General features: G+C 71.0%; 18 protein-coding genes and 1 pseudogene. 9 read left to right on the top strand and 10 right to left on the bottom strand.

The window, feature by feature from the left end:
* The 5 genes from ABN273_RS29720 to ABN273_RS29700 form a co-directional block, all read right to left on the bottom strand.
* Positions 1 to 624, bottom strand: coding sequence for an MBL fold metallo-hydrolase (locus ABN273_RS29720; RefSeq protein WP_349452342.1), 624 nt, complete (start codon positions 622 to 624; stop codon positions 1 to 3).
* Positions 624 to 1,709 carry an S-(hydroxymethyl)mycothiol dehydrogenase gene (locus ABN273_RS29715; RefSeq protein WP_349452341.1) on the bottom strand — a complete coding sequence of 362 codons (1,086 nt, stop codon included), beginning with the start codon at positions 1,707 to 1,709 and terminating at the stop codon, positions 624 to 626. The genes ABN273_RS29720 and ABN273_RS29715 overlap by 1 nt, the downstream gene beginning before the upstream one ends.
* A gap of 16 nt (positions 1,710 to 1,725) precedes the next feature.
* Positions 1,726 to 2,913: an NAD(P)/FAD-dependent oxidoreductase gene (locus ABN273_RS29710; RefSeq protein ID WP_349452340.1), complete on the bottom strand. Its 1,188-nt coding sequence runs from the start codon at positions 2,911 to 2,913 to the stop codon at positions 1,726 to 1,728.
* Complete coding sequence (locus ABN273_RS29705) at positions 2,910 to 3,260, bottom strand: bifunctional 3-phenylpropionate/cinnamic acid dioxygenase ferredoxin subunit (protein ID WP_349452339.1); 351 nt, start codon at positions 3,258 to 3,260, stop codon at positions 2,910 to 2,912. Before ABN273_RS29705 ends, ABN273_RS29710 begins: the two co-directional genes overlap by 4 nt.
* Before the next feature lie 200 nt (positions 3,261 to 3,460).
* The gene (locus tag ABN273_RS29700; protein WP_349452338.1) at positions 3,461 to 4,384 is read right to left on the bottom strand and encodes an SDR family NAD(P)-dependent oxidoreductase; all 924 of its coding nucleotides are present in this window, start codon (positions 4,382 to 4,384) and stop codon (positions 3,461 to 3,463) included.
* A 151-nt stretch (positions 4,385 to 4,535) separates the two neighbouring features.
* Here ABN273_RS29700 and ABN273_RS29695 point away from each other — a divergent pair, with 151 nt between their 5' ends.
* On the top strand, positions 4,536 to 5,414 hold the full coding sequence (locus tag ABN273_RS29695; RefSeq protein WP_349452337.1) for a helix-turn-helix transcriptional regulator: 879 nt from the start codon (positions 4,536 to 4,538) through the stop codon (positions 5,412 to 5,414).
* A gap of 49 nt (positions 5,415 to 5,463) precedes the next feature.
* Here the strand turns inward: ABN273_RS29695 and ABN273_RS29690 are convergent, their stop codons facing one another.
* A complete protein-coding gene (locus tag ABN273_RS29690) occupies positions 5,464 to 6,246 on the bottom strand; it encodes a protein phosphatase 2C domain-containing protein (protein ID WP_349452336.1) in 783 nt (260 codons plus the stop codon).
* A gap of 230 nt (positions 6,247 to 6,476) precedes the next feature.
* On the opposite strand from ABN273_RS29690, the gene ABN273_RS29685 reads away from it, so the two are divergent.
* Complete coding sequence (locus ABN273_RS29685; RefSeq protein WP_349452335.1) at positions 6,477 to 7,781, top strand: cellulose binding domain-containing protein; 1,305 nt, start codon at positions 6,477 to 6,479, stop codon at positions 7,779 to 7,781.
* Between the two features lie 150 nt (positions 7,782 to 7,931).
* On the top strand, positions 7,932 to 8,162 hold the full coding sequence (locus tag ABN273_RS29680) for a hypothetical protein (protein WP_349452334.1): 231 nt from the start codon (positions 7,932 to 7,934) through the stop codon (positions 8,160 to 8,162).
* Here ABN273_RS29680 and ABN273_RS29675 read toward each other — a convergent pair whose 3' ends face one another.
* Genes ABN273_RS29675 through ABN273_RS29670 form a run of 3 tightly spaced genes read right to left on the bottom strand, consistent with a single transcriptional unit; the run spans position 8,163 to position 9,036 of the window.
* The gene (locus tag ABN273_RS29675; RefSeq protein WP_349452333.1) at positions 8,163 to 8,756 is read right to left on the bottom strand and encodes an AbfB domain-containing protein; all 594 of its coding nucleotides are present in this window, start codon (positions 8,754 to 8,756) and stop codon (positions 8,163 to 8,165) included.
* 8 nt (positions 8,757 to 8,764) lie between these two features.
* Positions 8,765 to 8,869 (bottom strand): hypothetical protein, encoded by a 105-nt coding sequence (locus tag ABN273_RS59655; RefSeq protein WP_502911150.1) that lies wholly within the window; start codon positions 8,867 to 8,869, stop codon positions 8,765 to 8,767.
* Positions 8,866 to 9,036 carry a GntR family transcriptional regulator gene (locus tag ABN273_RS29670; RefSeq protein WP_349452332.1) on the bottom strand — a complete coding sequence of 57 codons (171 nt, stop codon included), beginning with the start codon at positions 9,034 to 9,036 and terminating at the stop codon, positions 8,866 to 8,868. The genes ABN273_RS59655 and ABN273_RS29670 overlap by 4 nt, the downstream gene beginning before the upstream one ends.
* Before the next feature lie 207 nt (positions 9,037 to 9,243).
* Between ABN273_RS29670 and ABN273_RS29665 the strand changes: the two genes are divergently transcribed.
* The 6 genes and pseudogenes from ABN273_RS29665 to ABN273_RS59650 form a co-directional block, all read left to right on the top strand.
* The gene (locus ABN273_RS29665) at positions 9,244 to 9,366 is read left to right on the top strand and encodes a hypothetical protein (protein ID WP_349452331.1); all 123 of its coding nucleotides are present in this window, start codon (positions 9,244 to 9,246) and stop codon (positions 9,364 to 9,366) included.
* Entirely contained in the window at positions 9,366 to 10,334 is a 969-nt protein-coding gene (gene iolC, locus ABN273_RS29660; RefSeq protein ID WP_349452330.1) for a 5-dehydro-2-deoxygluconokinase, read from the top strand. The genes ABN273_RS29665 and iolC overlap by 1 nt, the downstream gene beginning before the upstream one ends.
* Positions 10,331 to 11,233, top strand: a complete 903-nt coding sequence (locus tag ABN273_RS29655) for a Cgl0159 family (beta/alpha)8-fold protein (protein WP_349452329.1) — start codon at positions 10,331 to 10,333, stop codon at positions 11,231 to 11,233. Before iolC ends, ABN273_RS29655 begins: the two co-directional genes overlap by 4 nt.
* Positions 11,230 to 11,955, top strand: a complete 726-nt coding sequence (gene iolB / locus ABN273_RS29650) for a 5-deoxy-glucuronate isomerase (RefSeq protein WP_349452328.1) — start codon at positions 11,230 to 11,232, stop codon at positions 11,953 to 11,955. The genes ABN273_RS29655 and iolB overlap by 4 nt, the downstream gene beginning before the upstream one ends.
* Complete coding sequence (iolD, locus tag ABN273_RS29645) at positions 11,952 to 13,895, top strand: 3D-(3,5/4)-trihydroxycyclohexane-1,2-dione acylhydrolase (decyclizing) (protein ID WP_349452327.1); 1,944 nt, start codon at positions 11,952 to 11,954, stop codon at positions 13,893 to 13,895. Before iolB ends, iolD begins: the two co-directional genes overlap by 4 nt.
* Before the next feature lie 123 nt (positions 13,896 to 14,018).
* Positions 14,019 to 14,195 (top strand): annotated as a pseudogene (locus ABN273_RS59650) (methylmalonate-semialdehyde dehydrogenase (CoA acylating)); the annotation flags it as partial.
* Positions 14,196 to 14,324: 129 nt separating this feature from the next.
* Here ABN273_RS59650 and ABN273_RS29640 read toward each other — a convergent pair.
* Entirely contained in the window at positions 14,325 to 15,458 is a 1,134-nt protein-coding gene (locus ABN273_RS29640) for an NAD(P)/FAD-dependent oxidoreductase (RefSeq protein WP_349452326.1), read from the bottom strand.
* Positions 15,459 to 15,475: the final 17 nt, after the last annotated feature.

Below are 15,475 nucleotides of genomic sequence, written 5' to 3'. Positions count from 1 at the left end.
TCAGTGTCCTCGGCGGATCCAGTCCTCGAGCTGCGGAGCCTCGGATCCGATGGTGGTGTCGTCACCGTGCCCGGTGTGCACCACCGTCTCGCCGGGCAGGGTGAGGAGCGTTGTGCTGATCGACTTGATGATCGTCGGGAAGTCGCTGAACGACCTGCCCGTGGCGCCGGGGCCGCCGCGGAAGAGGGTGTCCCCGGAGAACAGAACGCCCAGCGTGGGCACGTAGAGGCAGACGGCGCCTGGGGCGTGCCCCGGGGTGTGCAGCACGTGCACGGCCGTGCCGCCGACGCGCAGGATCTGCCCGCCCGCCAGTGCCAGGTCCGGCGTGGCCACCGGGTGCGTCAGCTTCCACAGCACCTCGTCGCCGGGGTGCAGCAGGACGGGCGCGCCGGTGAGGGCTGCCAGAGCGGGCGCTGCGTTCACATGGTCGTCGTGCGCGTGCGTGCACACGATCCCCACGACCCGGCGCCCGCCGACGGCCTCGGCGATGGCGGCGGCGTCGTGGGCCGGGTCGATGACCAGCACCTGGTCGCCGTCGCTCAGCAGCCAGACGTTGTTGTCGACCTCCCAGGTGCCCCCGTCCAGGCTGAACGTTCCCGAGGTGACCAGGTGCTCGACGCTCATTAGAGCACCACCACAGAGCGCAGCACGTCGCCGTGGTGCATCTTCGCGAAGGCCTCCTCGACGCCGTCCAGGCCGATGGTCTCGGTGACGAAGGCGTCCAGATCGAAGCGGTCCTGCAGGTAGAGGGAGACCAGCAGGGGGAAGTCGCGGCTCGGCAGGCAGTCGCCGTACCAGCTGGACTTGAGTGCCCCGCCGCGGCCGAACACGTCCAGGAGAGGCAGCTCGAGGGTCATCTCCGGGGTGGGCACGCCTACGAGCACCGCGGTGCCCGCCAGGTCGCGCGCGTAGAACGCCTGCTTGAACGTCTCGGGACGGCCCACGGCGTCGATCACCACATCGGCGCCGTTGCCGCCGGTCAGCTCCCTGATCGCCGCGACCGGGTCGGCCTCCTTGGCGTTCACCGTGTGCGTGGCGCCGAAGCCGCGCGCCCACTCCAGCTTCCTGTCGTCCACGTCCACCGCGATGATCGTGGTGGCGCCGGCCAGCTGCGCTCCGGCGATCGCCGCGTTGCCGACGCCGCCGCAGCCGATGACCGCGACCGAGTCGCCGCGGCTGACCGCTCCGGTGTTGACCGCCGCGCCGAGGCCCGCCATCACGCCGCATCCGAGCAGGCCCGCCGCCGCGGGGGAGGCGGCCGGATCGACCTTGGTGCACTGGCCCGCGGCCACCAGCGTCTTCTCGGCGAACGCGCCGATGCCGAGCGCCGGGCTCAGCGGGGTGCCGTCGGCCAGCGTCATCTTCTGCACGGCGTTGTGCGTGGCGAAGCAGTATTGCGGCCGGCCGCGCAGGCATGACCGGCACGACCCGCACACCGCGCGCCAGTTGAGGATGACGAAGTCGCCGGGCGCGACGTCGGTGACGCCCGCACCGACGGCCTCCACCACGCCCGACGCCTCGTGGCCGAGCAGGAACGGGAAGTCGTCGCTGATCCCGCCCTCCCGGTAGTGCAGGTCGGTGTGGCAGACGCCGCAGGCGAGCACCTTCACCAGCGCTTCCCCCGGGCCGGGGTCGGGGACGAGGATCGTCTCGAGGCCGACCGGCTTGCCCTTGCCCGTCGCGACCACGCCGCGTACTTCATGAGCCATTGATTCACTCCTGGTTTCAAACCGCCGCGGTCTCCAGCTGGCGGCGCCAGCGGGAGAAGAGGCGGACCTGGTTGACACCCAGCACAGCCACCGGCCGCTCGCCCTGCCGGTAGACGGCGAGGAAGCTGTGATCGGCAGGGTCGCCCTCCTCCACCACGACCGTGTCGGCGTGGTGGGCCCGCCCGATGAACTGGATCTTCACATCGAACTGGTCGGACCAGATGTAGGCGGGCCGCGGCCGCGCGGGCCGGGTGGCGCCGCCCGACAGCAGCGTCTCCGCCGCGACGGTGGCCCGCAGGCGCGCGCCGGTCCAGTGCTCGCACCGATCGTGCCTGCCGAGTGCCGGGTCGAACCAGGCCGCGCAGTCGCCGACCGCGACGATGCCCGGCACCGGCGTGCCGCCGTCCTCCGCGTGAACGGCCTGACCGCCCTCGTCGCAGATCACCCCGTCGTCCAGCAGCAGACCGCTGCGCTCCAACCAGGCGACGTTGGGCACGGCGCCGATTCCGACGACGACCACGTCCGCGGGCAGGAAGGCGCCGTCGGCCAGCCGCACCCCGGTGACCCGATCCTCGCCCGTCAACGCCGCCACCCTCGCGCCACGAAGCAGCCGGACGCCGCGCCTCTCGTGGAGGGCGGCGATGGCCTCGGCCATCCGGGCTCCGACCAGGCCGGCCAGCGGGGTACTCCCCGAGTCCACGAGCGTGACCTCAAGGCCCAGATCGCAGGCCGTGGCGGCGACCTCGGTGCCGATGAAACCACCGCCGATGACGACGATCCGCTTCGCGCCGGTCAGGTCGCGGCGCAGGGCGCGGGCGTCGTCCAGAGTGCGCAGGGTGTGGACCCCGGCCAGGCCCTCCGTGCCGGGGAGCCGGCGGGCCGAGGCGCCGGTCGCGATGACGACACCGTCGGCCTCGACATCACTGCCATCGCTCAGCGTGACGCGGCGGGTGGCGGCGTCCAGCCCGATGGCGGCCACGCCGAGCCGCCACTCGGCGTCGAGGTCCTCGCCGTCGGACTCCAAGGCCAGGTCGGTCTCGTCCAGCGCGCCCCTGAGAAAGTCCTTGGACAGCGGGGGACGGTCGTAGGGCCGGTGGGTCTCCTCGCCGACGAGGACCAGACGGCCGTCGTAGCCCCGGGCGCGCAGCGCGCGGGCGGTCAGCAGCCCGGCGAGCGAGGCGCCGACGACGCAGACGCTTCTCACGCCTGTCCCTTCAGGGTCACGCCGGGAGGCAGGTTGGGCTCGGCGTCGGACGGCACGACGAAGATGACGTCGTTCTCGACCACCACGCGGTGCGTGCGGACCGGGCGCTTGGCGGGCGGGGCGTCCACCTCGCCGGTCCTGAGGTCGAAGCGCGACGCGTGCAGGGGGCACTCGATCTCGCAGCCCTCGAGCCAGCCGTCGGCCAGCGAGGCGTCCTGGTGGGTGCAGGTGTCGTCGATGGCGTAGATCTCGCCGTCCTCGGTGTGGAACACCGCGATGGGCGGATCGGCCTCGACCCGGAGGGCCTCGCCTCGCGGCAGAGAGGCCAGAGGGCACGCTGGAATCATCGAGTGCACACCCCGTTTCACAAAGAGAAACATCAAGCGCTATACGCAACAGCGTGAGGGTATGGAATGCAGATGTCAAGCATGATTTGTCTGCTTCGTGGTGGTGACGGTAAGCGTGTCACGCTTTCCCGTTTCCGCGATGAAGCGTGCACCGGTCCCCGCTGGGCGGCCGTCGTGGCGGGGAGGCTGCACCGCGCAGCTCAGGCGGTGTAGGCCGCGGTGAACCGTTCGACGGCGTCCCAGAGCTCGCCTTCGCGCCGCGGGTCGTACGACTCCTGCGACGAGCGGGCCACCCGGCCCCGGTCGACGTAGGACCCGGTCGGTGCCCTGGTCGTGCCGAGGACGACGTCGGCGAGGTGGCGTCCCGCCGCGCGGCGGCTGGTCGCGAACGGCGTGAGGGTCATCACCGGCAGGATTCGACGCATCGCGAACCGGGCGAGGGCGCCCGCGTCGCGGGCGAGGCCGGTGCCGGGAACGAACCCCGGGTTGTAGGCGACGACGTCGATCCTGGCCTGTAGGCGGCGCGCGTACTCGTGGACGAGGTAGATGGCGGCCAGCTTGCTCGTCGAGTACGCGGTCCGCCCGCCGGCCGCTCTGTCCGGCTTGGCGAAGGCTCCCGTGCGGGCGAGGACTTCCGGCGACCGCCAGACCGGCCCGGGCACCATGCCCATGTTGTGCCTGAAGTCGCCGAAATGGGTGTCGCTGGCGGTGATGACGATCCGGGCGGGAGCGGCGAAGCGGTCCTCGAGCAGGCGGACGAACAGATGGTTGGCGAGCACGTTGACCGTGAATGTGGACTCGAACCCGTCGGGCCCCTCGGTGAGCGCGTTCGTGTGCTGCAGGCCCGCGTTGCCCACGAAACCGCGCAGCGGCGGCAGCTCACCGCGGTCGAGCCGGTCCCGGATCTCGACGGCGGCCGAGTAGACGCTCGCGAGGGAGCCGAGGTCCGCCTCGACATGCGAGACCGCGTGCCCACCCGCGCCGAGCTCCGCGGCCGAGCGAGCACCGGCGGATCCGCGGGCGACGGCGAGGAGATGCGCGTCCGGTGATTCGCGCAGAATGCGCTCGGCGGCGACACGGCCGATCCCGCGGGTCGCGCCCGTCATCACGATGGTGGACTGCATGGGAGGCTCCTTCACTGGTCAAGCCGATGGGGGCCGGCTGGGCGCACCGCACCACGTTCGCCGCTCTCGCCACCGCCGGCCAGTGCCGTGCCTGTACCTAGGACCGGCAGTACCCAGGCTCGTTCCGGCGCCCGGCGGTGAGAATGAGCCCATGGCCACCTCCCGCTCCGGCTTCGGCACACTCCTGCACGCCTGGCGCGACCGTCTCTCCCCGGTCGACGCCGGCTTCCTCGACACGCCCGGCCGTCGTGCCCCGGGACTGCGCCGCGAGGAGCTCGCGCAACTGGCCGGGCTGTCGGTCGACTACGTCCTGCGCCTGGAGCAGGGACGCGCGAAGAACCCGTCGGCCCAGGTCGTCGGCGCCCTGGCCCGAGCCCTGCAACTCTCTCGGGCAGAGCGCGACCAGCTGTACCGGAGCGCCGGGCTCCTGCCGCCACAGGATGGCACGATCAGCACGCATGTGCCCCCCGGCATCCAACGGCTCGCCGCGCGCCTCGGCGACGTCCCGATCGGGGTGTTCGCCGCCGACTGGACCATCGTGTGGTGGAACACCATGTGGAGCGCCCTGTTCGGCGACCCCTCCGCGGTCCCGGTCGCCGAGCGGAACCTCGCACGCGCGCTGTTCGGCGACGGCGCCGCACACGCCTCGTTGCTTCCCATCCGGTCCGAGCGCGGACAGGACGCCTTCGCCGCGTCGATCGTCGCCGACCTCAAAGACGCCAAGTCCCGCTATCCCGCAGACCCTCGGCTCGATCGTCTCGTGCACGACCTGCGAGAAGTGTCCGACGCCTTCGCGCGTCGCTGGGCCACCGAGACCGTCGCCACCCAGCACACCACAGACCGCAAGACGGTCCGGCATCCAGAGGCCGGCGACATCCTGCTCGACTGCGACGTCCTCATCGTCCCGGGGGAGGACCTGCGCATGGTCACCTACACGGCGGCGGCCGGAAGCAGCGACGCGGGCAAGCTCGACCTGCTTCGCGTCACAGGCGGCCGTACCACCCCCGTGCTCCCCTCCAGTGGCGGGTGAGCCGTCCGTCGGGGCGTGCGTCCTGACAGGAGGCAGCCGCGGGGGACCGTCAGTTCACGCCGAGGTCGGTGCAGTGTGCGATCGTCGCATCGTCCGCCGCCACCGCGTGGAGCTTCTCCGCCTGCCGGACACGATGGATGATTTCGGCGGGTCCGCTCGACGCCAGGACGGCCATGACCCCTGGCCAGTCGGTGAGCCCGAACCGGTCCACGATGCGGCTGGCTCCGTTGCTGAGCAGGACGGCGCCGGTCAGCTCGGAGATCGGACAGCTTCCTGTGATCGCCTCCTCCGCCGCCCGCGGGTCGTCCTTCGCGACCCAGAAGCCGCCCGGCTGGTTCCGGTTGGCACGCAAGTCTCGGAGGACTCGGTGGTACTCGTCGCTACCCTCGGTGGCGGCCTCGAGCGCGGGCAGGTACGACCGGCTGATGATCACCTCTCGGGGATCGGAGACGACGAGCGGCGCACCGCCTGCTCTGTCGAGCACGAGCACCGAGTCACCGAGCACCAGGTGCTCGATGAGGCCGCCGGACAGGCGCAGGACGGCTACGGTCGCCGACGGACTGATGGGGGCGGCGACGTCGCAGGTGTCCCGGTGATCGTCGGTCACCTGCTCGATGGCCTCGGCGAGCAGCGCCGGGAGGCTGCGGTCCCGTACGAGTGACAGGAGACTGAGGAGCCTTCCTCCTAGGCGCCCGGCGTACCAGGCCACGCCGTGCCTGCAGGTCGATTCGCTGCCGGGGATGCCGGCGCCGTCGATCAGCACCGCTGCCGTCGGTACGGCGCCGGTGAAGTCCTCGTTCGGGTGGCCGGTCCGTGCCGCAGCACTCGTCATCGTCACCCGCATGTCCGGCCGCCCTCCCGCCCGCAAAGGCGTCGATCATAACAACTACCGCCGACCCCGCTCGGGGACGCACACGGCGCGGGCTCTGCGCCGGCATCTGCGGCGCGTCGATGAAAGTTTCCGTCTTCTTGGCGTGTTCGCCCAGCTCACGCGCAGCTCTGCTTGACCGGCCAGTGCCGTGCGGAGAGCTTGGTCTCAAGTCTTACGGAGTTGGGAGTCCGATGAGTCACACCCCTCGCCGGTTGCCTGCCATCCTGCTTCCTGGGTTCCTGGTCGCGCTGTGCGCCTTGGTGCCCTTGATGCAACAGTCCGCCGACGCGATCAGCGACCCGCCCGGCCCCGTGACGGGCAATGCCACCTACTTCGACGGACTCGGCATGCCGTACGGCGGCTGCGGCCTGCCGCAGGCGAACCTCGACTCACCGGATTTCGTCGCGCTCAACGTCTACAACACGCCCGGCGACTACACCTTCTACCCTCGGCCGCTGACGGGGGCCAATCTCAGCAAGGCCGGATTGTGGAACAACGGTCTGAACTGCGGCCGCTACGTGCAGGTAGAGATCGGCGATTTCTGCACGGGCACCAACGACGGCGCGCAGAACCAGCAGTTCTGCCGCGGCGGCTCCTGGGTCGCCGACGCCTACAACGGCGCGAGACTGACCATGCTCGTCGCCGACAGTTGCGGTGACTCCAACGCCTGGTGCCGCGACGACCCCTACCATCTGGACCTGGCCAAGGACTCACTCAACCGGTTCGTGAAGAACGGCGCCGCGGTCGGGGACATGTATCCCAGCCATTGGAACAACCGGCGCATCACCTGGTCGTTCATCCCCGCGCCCGACTACAGCGGCGACATAGACATCGGGTTCCTGCAGTCCGCCCAGGTCTGGTGGCCGGCCATCTCCGTCTCGCACCTGGCCAACGGCATCCACGGCGTCGAGTACTTCGCTGATGGAGCGTGGCGGACGGCCCAGATGAACGGCGACATGGGGCAGTCCTACGTCATCGGCGGGACCACGTCGGGCGCCAGTCAGTTCCAGATCCGGGTGCGGGACGTCACAGACACGCTGATCAACGGTGGGCGCGTGTACAGCTTCACGCTTCCGTCGGCCTGCAACCCGCAGTGCGGCACGCCGTACACCAAGGTCAGCTACACCACCTCAGAAGGCTCGCCCGCCACGCCCACGGTGACACCCACCGTCACGCCCACGCCCACGGGCGGCACTGGAGTCTCCTGCGGTGTGCACTATCAGGTCGCCAACGCCTGGCAGGGCGGCTTCACGACCAACGTCACCGTACGGAACACGGGCACCACGACCTTGACCAACTGGACGATCACGTGGACCATGCCGTCCGGCGTGACTTTGATCAACGCCTGGAACTCCACCATCACGTCGTCGGGTGCCACCTGGACGATCAAGCCACCGAGCTGGGCCACGAGCCTGGCGCCGGGCGCGTCGGCCACCTTCGGCTTCCAGGCCAACGGTCCGTCCACGCCCGGCCCGGCCGACATCATCTGCTCCTAGGCTGGATGCGGCCGCCCCAGGTGTGTCCTGAGCCCCGTACCTGACAGTCGTTTTGACCCTTTGAGTACCGGTATTGACCTTATTGATCTGTTGGCTTCGGCGATCGATCATCGAGGGCAGTAGCGCTTCCTCACCTCAGGAAGGATCTCCATGATTCGTCGCGCATCGCTGGCCGTCCTGCTCGCCCTCGGCACCCTCACCGCGATCAGCTCGCCCGCGCACGCCCGCGCCTGCAGGATCGACTACCACTGCGAAACGTACTACTACACCGACTCCGACCGCACCACGCTGACCGGGATCAAGTACGAGAACTGCGTCGGGGACGAGTGGTGGGTGGGCGAGCGCGGGTCGTATCCGGTGTTCTACGAGACCCCCTGCTGATCAGCTGGTGACGCGGAACGTCGCGTCCTGCCGGTCACCGGCGCTCGAACTCGAACTCAGCGGATCGATGCCGAGCGCGAAGTCGGCGTGCCGGACGAACCGGTCGGGGAGGTTTGAGGACTTCAGCCGCACCCAGTTCGGCACGCCCCACCGGGAGACCAGGCCGTTGTACTCGGCGGCGCTGATGCCGGCGATCGAGCCGTGTTCGGCGTTGAGCGGGGGTGTGTAGGTGCGCTGGTTGAGCGCCGTCCAGGCGTTGCCGCCGACGTTGGAGGTGGACCAGGCGTAGTAGTCGTTGTTGACCGGGCTGAAGGAGTCGCCCCACAGCCACCAGCCGGTGCCCGCGTTGTTCTTGATCAGCAGCGGCGCCTCGATGGCGTTGCCCTGGCGCAGGCCGCTGGTGTAGGTGGTGTAGCTGTTGGGGGCGCCGGTGGTGGAGCGGGCGCCGTAGGTGGAGCCGTTGTTGGCGGAGTAGACGATGCCGTACTGGCCGCGGGAGGTGTCCCAGAAGGCGGTCGGCGCCCAGGTGTTAACGCAAACAGAGCGACCGTCAAGAGCCGGCCCAGCGTGGACTTCGCCGCACAGGCCCTGCACCTGATCGATCAGCGCTGGTCGACCAGAACCTCGATGGTGTAGTCCTGGGCGCAATAGCAGTGGTCCCCGTGCTCCACCGCCCGGCCCGCCGAATCGAAGGCCGTGCGGGTCATCGTGAGGACGGGTTCGGCGGGCCGCAGCCGGAGGTGGCGACGTTCCGAGACTGGTCGCCGGGCTTGAGCCGGCCACTGGCGATCGCCGCGCGCAGTTGCTCGGCCAGCTGGTGGTAGAGGGGAACAGGGGAGGAGCGATCGACCGTCAAGTCCACTTGGACTGCCACAGTGTCAGAGTAACTTCTCAATATGACGTTACGCCAAGATGTCAGGACAAAGTCTTGACGGAAGCCATGGTGGCGAGGCAGGCTTCACATCATGCCGACCGCCCTGTCCACGGGCGGGTCGCGGCGCGCTCGAGGGCATGAAGCGTCGCGGCTCTGGCTGACACTGCCGAGGGTCCGTCGCGTTTCCGAGATCGAAGGGATCGAGCCATGACCACCCTGTCCACCCCGCCGGTGGGCGACCGGATCGCCTCCCACACCCACGCGCTCGTGGCGGCACTTCATCCGAGCGTCCAGCACCGGTTTGCCTCGGCGAGTGCGGCGGGGGCGTGATGACGGCGTACGACCTGGTGGCCATGGGCCGGTGCGGGGTGGACATCTACCCGCTCGACCACGGCGTCGGCCTGGAGGACGTGGAGCGGTTCGGCAAGTTTCTGGGCGGCAGCGCGACCAACGTGGCGGTGGCCGCGGCCCGGCACGGGCGCCGCGCGGCCATCGTCACGCGCACCGGCCGTGACCCGTTCGGCCGCTTCGTCCGCCGGGCGCTGCGCGGCTTCGGCGTCGACGACGCCTTCGTCGGCGAGGTCGACGGGCCTCCGACGCCGGTGACGTTCTGCGAGATCTTCCCTCCGGACCATTTCCCGCTGTACTTCTACCGCTATCCGATCGCGCCCGACCTGCTGATCGAGCCGGACGAGATCCCGTTCGACGCGGTCCGTGCGGCCGGGGTCTTCTGGGCCACCGTCACGGGGCTGTCGCAGGAGCCGTCACGCTCGGCGCACTTCGCCGCCTGGCAGGCTCGCGGCCGCCGCCCGCACACCGTCCTCGACCTGGACTACCGTCCGATGTTCTGGCCGGACCCCGGTGAGGCGGGCGCGCAGATCGGCAAGGCCCTGGAGCACGTCACGGTGGCGGTCGGCAACCGGGAGGAGTGCGCGGTCGCGGTCGGCGAGACCGACCCGCGGCGCGCGGCGGACGCCCTGCTGGAGCGGGGCGTGGAGCTGGCGATCGTGAAGCAGGGGCCCAAGGGCGTGCTCGCGGCGACCGCGGACGAGCGCGTCGAGGTGCCGCCCTTCCCGGTGACGGTCGTCAACGGCCTCGGCGCCGGCGACGCCTTCGGTGGCGCGCTCGTCCACGGCCTGCTCAGTGGCTGGGACCTGAACCGGATTCTCCGCTTCGCGAACGTCGCGGGCGCCATCGTCGCCGCGCGGCTCGAATGCGCCGACGCGATGCCGACGGAGGCCGAGGTCGAGGCAGTGCTGAAGAGCTCTGAGCCGAACAGTGGGAAGGAAGGACGATGACGACCCAGACGCCGAGCCGCCCCGGCATCGCCGATCTGACCGAGATCCGGGTACGCGAGCCGCGCCGGATCGCCGAAGGCTGGGCCGCCCGCGCGCGGCGCGACCTGGCGGGCGCGGACGGCCGGCTGCTGATCGTGGCCGCCGACCATCCGGCCCGCGGCGCGCTCGGCGTGCGCGCGGACCACCGGGCGATGGCCTCGCGCAGCAACCTGCTGGAACGCCTCATGACGGCGCTTTCGCGCCCCGGTGTGGACGGCGTGCTGGGCACACCCGACATCCTGGACGACCTGCTGCTGATGGGCGCGCTGGAGGACAAGGTCGCCATCGGCACGATGAACCGGGGCGGCCTGCTGGGCGCGGTCTTCGAGTTCGACGACCGCTTGACGGCCTACACCCCGCAGGAGATCGCCGGCCGTGGCCTGGACGGCGGCAAGTTGCTCACCCGGATCTGCCTGGAGGACCCGGGCACGGTGGCGACGCTGGAGGCGAGCGGCCGGGCGGTCACCGAGTTGGCCGCGCACGGTGTCATGGCGATGGTGGAGCCGTTCCTGTCGGTCCGCGAGCAGGGGCGCGTGCGCAACCTGCTCGACCCCGACTCGACCATCACCTCCATCCACATCGCCGCCGGGCTGGGCGCCACCAGCCGGCACACCTGGCTGAAGCTGCCCGTGGTCGACGAGCTGGAGCGGGTCATGGACGCCACGACGCTGCCGACCCTGCTGCTGGGGGGCGATCCCACCGGCCACCCGGACGAGACCTACGCCGCATGGGGGAGAGCCATGAGACTACCCGCCGTGCGGGGGCTGGTCGTGGGCAGGACGCTGCTGTTCCCGCCGGACGGCGACGTGGCCGCGGCGGTGGACATCGCAGCGGAGCTCGTACACGGAGACAGGCCATGAACGACAACGAGCGCTGGGTCCGGCCGTACGGCTCGGTCGCCGATCATGCGGGGCGCCGTCACAAGGCCGGGCTCGCAGGACGCGAGAGCGTGTTCGCCGGGCCCACCGACGTCGCCTACGTACCGAAGGGCTCTCGTCTGACGATCGACTCGGGCGACCGCCCGGCGAGGATCGCCTTGTGCGGCGCGAAGGCGGCCGAGCCACTGCCGTTCCGGCACCTGGCGGCGGCCGACGTCCCCGTCGAGCACCGCGGCGCGGGCGCGGCCTCCCGCCAGGTGCGGAACTTCGGGATCCCGCAGGTGCTCGACGCCGACTCGATCATCGCGTGCGAGGTGGTCACGCCCGCCGGCAACTGGAGCTCGTACCCGCCGCACAAGCACGACGAGGAGCGCGACGGCGTGGAGACCGAGCTGGAGGAGATCTACTACTTCGAGGTGCAGGCAGAGCCCGGCGCACCAGAAGGCGCGGACCCGGTCGGCTACCAGCGGGTCTACGGCACCGCCGAACGTCCCATCGATGTGCTCGCCGAAGTCCGCACCGGGGACGTCGTCCTCGTGCCGCACGGGTGGCACGGTCCCGCGATGGCCCCGCCCGGCTACGACCTCTACTACCTCAACGTGATGGCCGGCCCTGGCGCGACCCGGGCCTGGCTGATCTGCGACGACCCCGCCCACGCCTGGGTACGCCGGACGTGGGCCCGGCACCCGGGAGGAACCCGATGAGCGGCACGGTACGCCTGACCGTCGGCCAGGCCGTCGTGCGCTTCCTGGCCGCGCAGTGGAGCGAGCGCGACGGGCGGCGGCAGAAGCTGTTCGCCGGGTGCTTCGGGATCTTCGGTCACGGCAACGTCGCCGGGCTCGGCCAGGCGCTGCTGCAGGACGAGCTGGCCGACGGGCCGGACGGGCTGCCGTACGTACTGGCCCGCAACGAGCAGGCGATGGTGCACACGGCGGTGGCCTACGCCCGCCAGAAGGACCGGCTCCAGACCTGGGCCTGCACGGCGTCCGTCGGCCCCGGCTCGACCAACATGCTCACCGGGGCGGCGCTGGCCACCGTCAATCGGCTGCCGGTGCTGCTGCTGCCCTCGGGCACGTTCGCCACGCGGGTGGCCGGGCCGGTCCTGCAGGAGCTGGAGGCCCCGTACGCCGCGGACGTCACCGTCAACGACGCCTTCCGCCCGCTGTCGCGCTTCTTCGACCGGGTGAACCGGCCCGAGCAGCTGCCCTCGGCGCTGCTCAGCGCCATGCGGGTGCTCACCGACCCGGCGGAGACCGGCGCGGTGACGATCGCGCTGCCGCAGGACGTGCAGGCCGAGGCGGACGACTGGCCGGTGGAGCTGTTCGAGCGGCGGGTGTGGCGGGTGGGCCGGCCGCTCCCGGAGGCAGCCGACCTCGAAGAGGCCGCGGCGCTCATCTCCGCGGCCCGGCGGCCGTTCGTCGTGGCCGGCGGCGGGGTGCACTACTCCGGCGCCGAGGACGCCCTGCGTGCCTTCTGTGAGGCGACCGGCATCCCGGTCGGTGAGAGCCAGGCCGGCAAGGGCGCGCTGCCGCACGGGCACCCGCAGGCGATGGGCGCCGTGGGCTCGACCGGCACCACCGCGGCCAACGCGCTCGCCAGGGAGGCCGACCTCGTCATCGGGATCGGGACCCGTTACAGCGATTTCACCACCGCCTCACGCACCGCCTTCCAGCACCCGGACGTGCGCTTCGTCAACATCAACATCGCCCGCTTCGACGCCGGCAAGCTCACGGGCCTGCCGGTCGTGGCCGACGCCCGCGAGGCCCTGACCGCGCTCACCGAAGCGCTGGACGGCCACCGCGTGGAGCCGGCCTACCGCGAGCGCCAGGCCGCCCTGTGGCGCGAGTGGGACGCCCGCGTGGAGGCCGCCTACAACCCGCCGGAGGAGGTCACCGATCGGCTCGCCGACGGCGTGCTCACCCAGGGCACCGTGCTCGGCCGCGTCAACGAGCTGTCCGACCCGCGGGACGTGGTGGTGTGCGCGGCCGGTTCCATGCCGGGCGACCTGCACAAACTGTGGCGGGTTCGCGATCGCAAGGCCTACCACGTCGAGTACGGCTACTCCTGCATGGGCTACGAGATCCCCGGCGGCATCGGCGTCCGGCTGGCCGACCCGGACCGGGACGTCTTCGTCATGGTGGGCGACGGCTCGTACCTGATGATGCCGACCGAGCTGGTCACCGCCGTCCAGGAACGCGTCAAGATCATCGTGGTCCTGGTCCAGAACCACGGCTTCCACTCCATCGGCTCGCTGTCCGAAGAGCTCGGCTCGCAGCGGTTCGGCACCAGCTACCGCTTCCGCAACGAGGCCGGCGGCCGCCTGGACGGTGGCCGGCTGCCGATCGACCTCGCCGCCAGCGCCCGCAGCTTCGGGGCCACCGTGATCGAGGTACGCGACCGCGACGGGCTCGACCAGGCGATCAAGGACGCCAAGGCCGCTCCGGCGGACGGCGGCCCCGTCGTCATCCACGTCGAGACCGACCCGATGGTGCCCGCCCCGGACAGTGAGTCCTGGTGGGACGTGCCCGTCAGCCAGGTCAGCGAGCTCGGCACCACCCGCCGCGCCTACGAGCGGTACACGGCGCGCAAAGCCGCGCAGCGCCCGTTCTTGGGCCCGCACGTGGCCCCGCCCGGCAAGACCTGACTCTGAATGATGCCCCGCGACCGGGAAGGACCAGTACGTTGACCACCCGCATCACCCACCTCATCGGCGGCCGCTCCTGGGAGGGCGCCGCCGAGCGCACCGGCGACGTCCACAACCCGGCGACCGGCGCCGTCACCGGCCGCGTCGACCTTCGGCGGCTGGAAGAGCAGCCTGTTCGGGGACACCCACGCGCACGGCACGGAGGGCGTGCACTTCTTCACCCGCGGCAAGGTCGTCACCTCCCGCTGGCTCGACCCCAGCCACGGCGGGCTCAACCTCGGCTTCCCGCGGAACGACTGACGGCCACTCACGAAAAGAATGGAATCTTCATCGCCGGAATTAATTAGCCGAGATCAGCTCAGCACCTACTCAATCCGGATTCCCAGAAAAATCGGCGGTCCGCAAGTCATGCTCAGTCCTTAAGAACGGTCAGCGGGTGGTCATGAGGGTCAGGCTTTCGTCCTTCACCGAGGTCGCGACGCCCCGGGTGACGCGGTATTCGGCGAGGTCGGGACCGTCGCCGTCGATGATCTCCTGGGCCGCGAGGCGGCCGAGTTCGGGTGCGAGGTTGACGCCGCTGTGGGTGACCAGGTGATAGAGGCCGGGGGCGTCGGGGTGCGTGCCCGCCAGCGGCAGCCCGTCCGCCGGCACGGGCCGGACGCCGAGGCGGACACCGGCCAGCCGGGCGGTGCGCAGCGCGGGAAGGACGCGCTGGCCGCCGGCGTGCAACCGTTCTGCCAGGGCGTCGTCGCTCTGGGCGGGCAGCAGCGCGTCGACGGGCCAGGAGATGGAGCAGATCCGGTCTCCGGGGGCGGGGCGCAGGTCCACCTCGGGCGTGGCCAGGATGGCGCCGAGCCGAAGGCCGGGGACGGGGGTGCTCTCGCCCACCAGCCCGGGGATCTGGTTCATGGGGAGGTCGGTGCCGGCGAGCGCCGCGATGCGGTCGGCGTCCGGGCCGGTGCAGTTGACCACCCAGTCGGCTTCCCAGCGTCGCGTACCGGTCTCGACGCCGGTGACGGTGTCGCCACGGCGGATCAGCGCATCTGCCCGCAGGCCGTACCGGATGTCGGCGCCGAGCGTGGCGGCGCGATCGAGCAGGCGCTGAACGAAGAGCGGGGCGTCGTACCACGCGCTCTGGTCGTGGACCACGAGTTCGCTCGCCGTGCAGGCCGCGGGGTCGACGGCGGGGGCGAGTTCGCGCAGCTCGGACGGGTCGGCGATGCGGCAGGGATGCCCCCAGGACTCGAGGCGGACGGCCCGCTCCCTGAGCCCCCGCTGGCTTTCCTCGCTGTCACCCCACTGGATGGCGGGCATGGGGTGCCGCCACGACGGGCCCCCGAGCTCCTCGGCCAGCGTGGCGTGCAGGGCGGCGCTGGCGCGGTTCAGCTCGTAGTAGGTGCGCGGGGTTTTCAGGTGGGTGACGTCCATGGAAAAGGTCGCGCTGGAGGTTCCCGCGGCGGGGCCGCCGGCTTCGATGACGACGACCTGAGCCCCTGCGACGGCCAGGTGGTAGGCGACGGAGGCACCGAGCACTCCGGCGCCGAGAACGATGACGCGGGACACGTGGATATCTTTCCTTC

Source organism: Nonomuraea sp. B19D2, from assembly GCF_040137845.1.
Taxonomy (GTDB): Bacteria; Actinomycetota; Actinomycetes; order Streptosporangiales; family Streptosporangiaceae; genus Nonomuraea.
This window is presented reverse-complemented; position numbering and strand designations above follow the sequence as displayed.